This is a genomic window from Prosthecobacter sp. (assembly GCF_014879935.1).
Taxonomy (GTDB): Bacteria; Verrucomicrobiota; Verrucomicrobiia; order Verrucomicrobiales; family Verrucomicrobiaceae; genus Prosthecobacter.
In genome coordinates, this window is sequence record NZ_JACSRD010000023.1 from 1 (window position 1) to 4316 (window position 4316).

The 4316-nt window shown below is 62.6% G+C and carries 4 protein-coding genes; 2 read left to right on the plus strand and 2 right to left on the minus strand.

The window, feature by feature from the left end; translation table 11 throughout:
• The first annotated feature begins 59 nt into the window (after window positions 1-59).
• Together IAE77_RS00280 and IAE77_RS00285 are read left to right on the plus strand one after the other, a co-directional pair.
• Window positions 60-2963 carry a DUF2309 domain-containing protein gene (locus IAE77_RS00280; protein WP_294219652.1) on the plus strand — a complete coding sequence of 968 codons (2904 nt, stop codon included), beginning with the start codon at window positions 60-62 and terminating at the stop codon, window positions 2961-2963.
• Between the two features lie 58 nt (window positions 2964-3021).
• Window positions 3022-3423, plus strand: a complete 402-nt coding sequence (locus tag IAE77_RS00285) for a hypothetical protein (RefSeq protein ID WP_294219653.1) — start codon at window positions 3022-3024, stop codon at window positions 3421-3423.
• Window positions 3424-3430: 7 nt separating this feature from the next.
• On the opposite strand, the gene IAE77_RS00290 is transcribed toward IAE77_RS00285, so the two are convergent.
• Window positions 3431-3853, minus strand: a complete 423-nt coding sequence (locus IAE77_RS00290) for a putative toxin-antitoxin system toxin component, PIN family (protein ID WP_294219654.1) — start codon at window positions 3851-3853, stop codon at window positions 3431-3433.
• Window positions 3850-4086: a hypothetical protein gene (locus IAE77_RS00295; protein WP_294219655.1), complete on the minus strand. Its 237-nt coding sequence runs from the start codon at window positions 4084-4086 to the stop codon at window positions 3850-3852. Before IAE77_RS00295 ends, IAE77_RS00290 begins: the two co-directional genes overlap by 4 nt.
• Between the last annotated feature and the right edge of the window lie 230 nt (window positions 4087-4316).

Sequence of the window (4316 nt, forward strand, 5' to 3'; positions counted from 1 at the left end):
GCCAAAGGGATGGCACCGGGCCGGCTTCTGCCGTTTGTTCCGTGGCAAATCTTCCTTCCGTGTCCTCACATTCTCCTTCCCCCTCCGCCAAAGGCAGCCGCGAGCACCTTCAGGATGTCCTTGATCACGCCGCGCACTATCTGCCGACCCAGGGGCCGATCGGGGTGTTTGTGCATCACAACACGCTGCACGCCTTCCAGCACCAGCCGTTCGAGCCTTCGGTGATCGAGGCGGCGAATCTCTTCAAAGCCGAGCCGTTCCTCTCCGAGGAGAGTTATCAAAACGACCGCGCCCGCGGCCGCATTCTCGATGAGGACATCGATGATGTCTTGAGTCGTGAGCCGGACGCCGAGATCATCCCTGGAAAGCTCACCCGCCGCCAGCTTCGCCGCGCGTTGCTGGTGCCGGGAGTGCGCCGTGTCAATGGCATCGATGTCGCCTGGTCGCTCGAAGAAGGGAACTGGCTGGAATCCTTCCGCCATGATCTCCCGCCGTCCGCAGCACACCTGCTCATCGGCGACCGTCCAAAGGATCTCTGGGATGTATGCCTCGCCCGCGTCCCGCAGCATGAAACACCGCCGCCATCGCATCCAAAGCGTCCGCGTGAGGCGCTGCTCGCGGCGAAGGGCATCGATCTGGACCTCATCGTCCATCCGCCGCTCATCCGTCTCGTCGGCGCCTATCTGGATCAAGGCATCGCCTACTGGCCCATGCCGCTGCGGGAGCAGGGACTGCTGGCCGCCTCGCGCACCATCATGGGGCAGGCCGGCTCCATCTCCCGGAAGCATCTCACGCTCGTCGGGCGGGAGTTCCGCCGCCAGGTGGAGCGGAAAATGACCCCCGACGACATCGTGCTCGAAGCACTGGAACGCCTCGCCGTCTTCCCGTCGCAGTGGGAGGAGTTTGTCACCGCCGAGCTGATCGCCATGCCAGGCTGGGCCGGCATGGTGCGCATGCTCGAAAACGACGTCACACTCGCTCCCCACGATCGCGTGCGCTGCTCGCTGATGGAATACCTCGCTCTCCGGCTCACCTACACGCTGGCGGCCCTCGAGGACATCATGGGAGACACGACGGGCTGGCACTCCATCCCGGTCACACCGCCGAAAATGGACCGCCTCACCCCCGTGGCACGTTTCTTCGATGCCGCCCAGCTCACCGGCCTCTCCAGCAACACGCTCGCCGCCCTGCCGGATGAACTCTTCCAGCGCCTCGTTCATGAATTGGCCGCCTGCAACGAAGTCGAGCGCCGCAGGCTCCTGCACCTCGCCTACGAGCGTCGTCACGAGCGCAGCATCCTCATTCCTCTGTCAAAGCATCGTGCGCTGCCGGATCCGCTGCCCGAAACCGACCGCCTCGTCGCGCAGGTCGTCTTCTGCATCGATGAACGTGAGGAATCCTTCCGCCGTGCGCTTGAGGAGGCGGATCCCAGCATCGAAACCGTCGGCGCGGCGGGATTCTTCGGCGTCGCCATCGATTACGCCGGCATTGATGACGCGGGCGGCGTGTCGCTTTGCCCGGTGGTCGTCAAACCCGGCCACTCCGTGCGCGAGGTCGTCGTGGACCATCACGCGCATCTGCATGAAAAACGTCAGTGGCTGCGTCGTGCCTGGGCCGCCGTCGCGCGCAACGGCTTCATTTCCTCACGCACGCTGGTGCGCGGGTGGATCAGCACCGCCTGCCTGGGCTTCCTCTCCCTCTTCCCGCTGATTTTCCGCGTCTTGAGCCCGCGTGAATACGGCAGGATCATCAAGCGGCTCAATCGTGCCTTCCTGCCGGAGCCGAAGACAGAGGTCACCTTCATGCGGGATGATCCGGAGTCCCGTGATGCCACCACCGGCCTCATGAAAGGCTTCACCGAGCAGGAGATGGCGGATCGCGTTTACTCCGTGCTCGGTTTCGCCGGGCTGCACAAGGCGCACGCGCGTCTGGTCGTCATCCTCGGCCATGGCAGCACCAGTTTGAACAATCCATACGAGTCCGCCTACTGCTGCGGTGCCTGCGGCGGCCGCACCGGCGCTCCAAACGCCCGCATCTTCGCCATTATGGCCAATCGTCCCGGCGTGCGTGCCGTTTTGAAGACGAAAGGTGTCGTCATCCCCGAGGACACCTGGTTCCTCGGCGGTTATCACGACACCTGCAGCGATGACGTCGAGTATTTCGATGTCGATCTCATGCCCGAGACCCACCACGGCGATCTCAATCGCGTGAAGCAGTCCATCGACCAGGCCCGCATCCACAACGCGGACGAACGCGTCCGCCGCTTCGGCACCGCCGGCCCCGGCGTGCGTGGCGAGCGTGCGCTTCGATGTGTGCAGGCTCGTTCAGAGCACATCGCCGAGCCCCGGCCCGAGTACGGCCACTGCACCAATGCCGTCGCCTATGTCGGGCGCCGGGACCACACCCGCGGCCTCTTCATGGACCGCCGCGCTTTCCTCGTCAGCTACGATGCCACGAAAGATCCGGCCAATGAGGCGCTCGCACGCGTCCTCGGCGCCGTCATCCCCGTCTGTGGCGGCATCAACTTGGAATACTACTTCTCCACCGTCGATAACGAAGTCTGGGGCGCAGGCACGAAGCTCCCGCACAACATCACCGGCCTCGTCGGCGTCATGAACGGCTTCCAAGGCGATCTGCGCACCGGTCTGCCCGTGCAGACCGTCGAGATCCACGAGCCCGTGCGCATTCTCTTCGTCGTCGAAACCACGCCGCCGCGCCTCATGAGCGTGATCAAGGCGAACAAGGAGCTCGTCGAATTCGTCTGCAACCGCTGGATCCGCCTCGCCACCATGGACCCCGACGACGGCCACATCGAAATCTACCGTGGTGACGACGTCTTCGAGCCTCTCACTGGCGATGAGGAACCACTGCCCGTGGCCCCCAGCTCCATGGCCTGGTATCGCGGCAAAATGGAGCATCTCCCCCTCGCCCGCATCGAGCCGAAACTCGGCAAGGCGGCGTAAAAAGGCAGAGAGGCTGTTTGAGACAACACCATCCTCGACATAGTCGGGGTGTTGCAGCATGTCAGCCCTCCTACCATCCAGTCTGTGCGGCTATTGGCAATCACCCTCCGTGGCGGTGCCGGGCGAGGATGAGTATTTTCACATCACGAAACAGGGACGACTGATTACCGTGACTGCGCTGCAACTGCCGGGGAGAATGATGCAGCGCATGCCCATGCCGGCGTGGATCAGGGTCGAAGAAGACGGCTTTTTCTTTGTGTGCGGCCCCAACCGAACAAGCCCGGGCAGACTGTGGGAGTTTCAGCAGGTGAACGATGATCAACTGGTGTGCCTTCACGTGCCGACTACGCCATATCGGCTGGTCATGCACCGCGTCGAGTGGACCGAGCCTCCCGAATGGCTTGCCAAACTCTTCGCGCATTCATCCGAGTGGATGGATCGCCATGAGAAGAGCGCCTGAGCTCATCTCACACATGCACCCCGCGATACCGCCGGATAAACTCCTCCGGCGTGATCGGCTGGGGTTTGTATCCGGCATCGGCAAGCGGGGCAAAATCACGATCTTCGGTGATCACATAGTCAGCGTGGGCTGCGATGGCGCAGTCGGTGAAGGCATTGTCATCGGGATCGTTGCTGATGACGCGGAATTGATAGTGCGGAGAGACTCTTCGCAGGTTTCCGCTCTGTTCGATGAGGTCGATGAAGGACTCCAATGTCTTCCAGGCGGCGGGGCCTGCCTTGCCCAGAATGATTTCGTGATACTCGGTCAGCACCCGGTTTGAGACCGCCAAGTTCATGAGTCCGAACATGAAACCATCCAGAATCACCCCGAAAGGGTGGTGAAGCGACCGCGCCTGGATGAGCACGTTGGTATCGACGCAGACGGTCATGCGGCGCGGTGGCGCATCCGGTAGGCACGAATGACCTCGGTAAGGTTATCCCACGTGCCGGCGGCATTTTCCGCGTCTGCCTGATCAGACATCTCCTGGCGCAGCCGGATTTTTTCCGCGAGCAGGTTCAACTCGTGCAAGCGCAGCAAGGACGGCTCGTCCATGGTCGAAACACGCTCCACCATCTGCTGGCGGAGATTTTTCGGGATCGGTTGGTCGGCGAAGGTACTCATGGGGCTGATTTTAAGCTCCCGCCCGCCTCTTTCCAGCCGGATTTGCCATCCCCCTCGACCTGCGGTCATTGGACCCTGTTCAGGGGATGGCACCAGCGCCCTGCTTCGTTCATCATTCATCATTCGGCCTTCGTCATTTCTCCCGCATGTCCCTCCAGCATCTTTCCCTCACCCTGCTCGCCACGCCGGGGATCACCTTCCTCCTTCTGAGCCTGCTCTGGCTGCTCGGT

Coding starts and splice junctions, on each gene's coding strand:
- IAE77_RS00285 (WP_294219653.1), top strand. CDS start 3,022: ATGTCAGCCCTCCTACCATCCAGTCTGTGCGGCTATTGGCAATCACCC.
- IAE77_RS00290 (WP_294219654.1), bottom strand. CDS start 3,853: ATGACCGTCTGCGTCGATACCAACGTGCTCATCCAGGCGCGGTCGCTT.
- IAE77_RS00295 (WP_294219655.1), bottom strand. CDS start 4,086: ATGAGTACCTTCGCCGACCAACCGATCCCGAAAAATCTCCGCCAGCAG.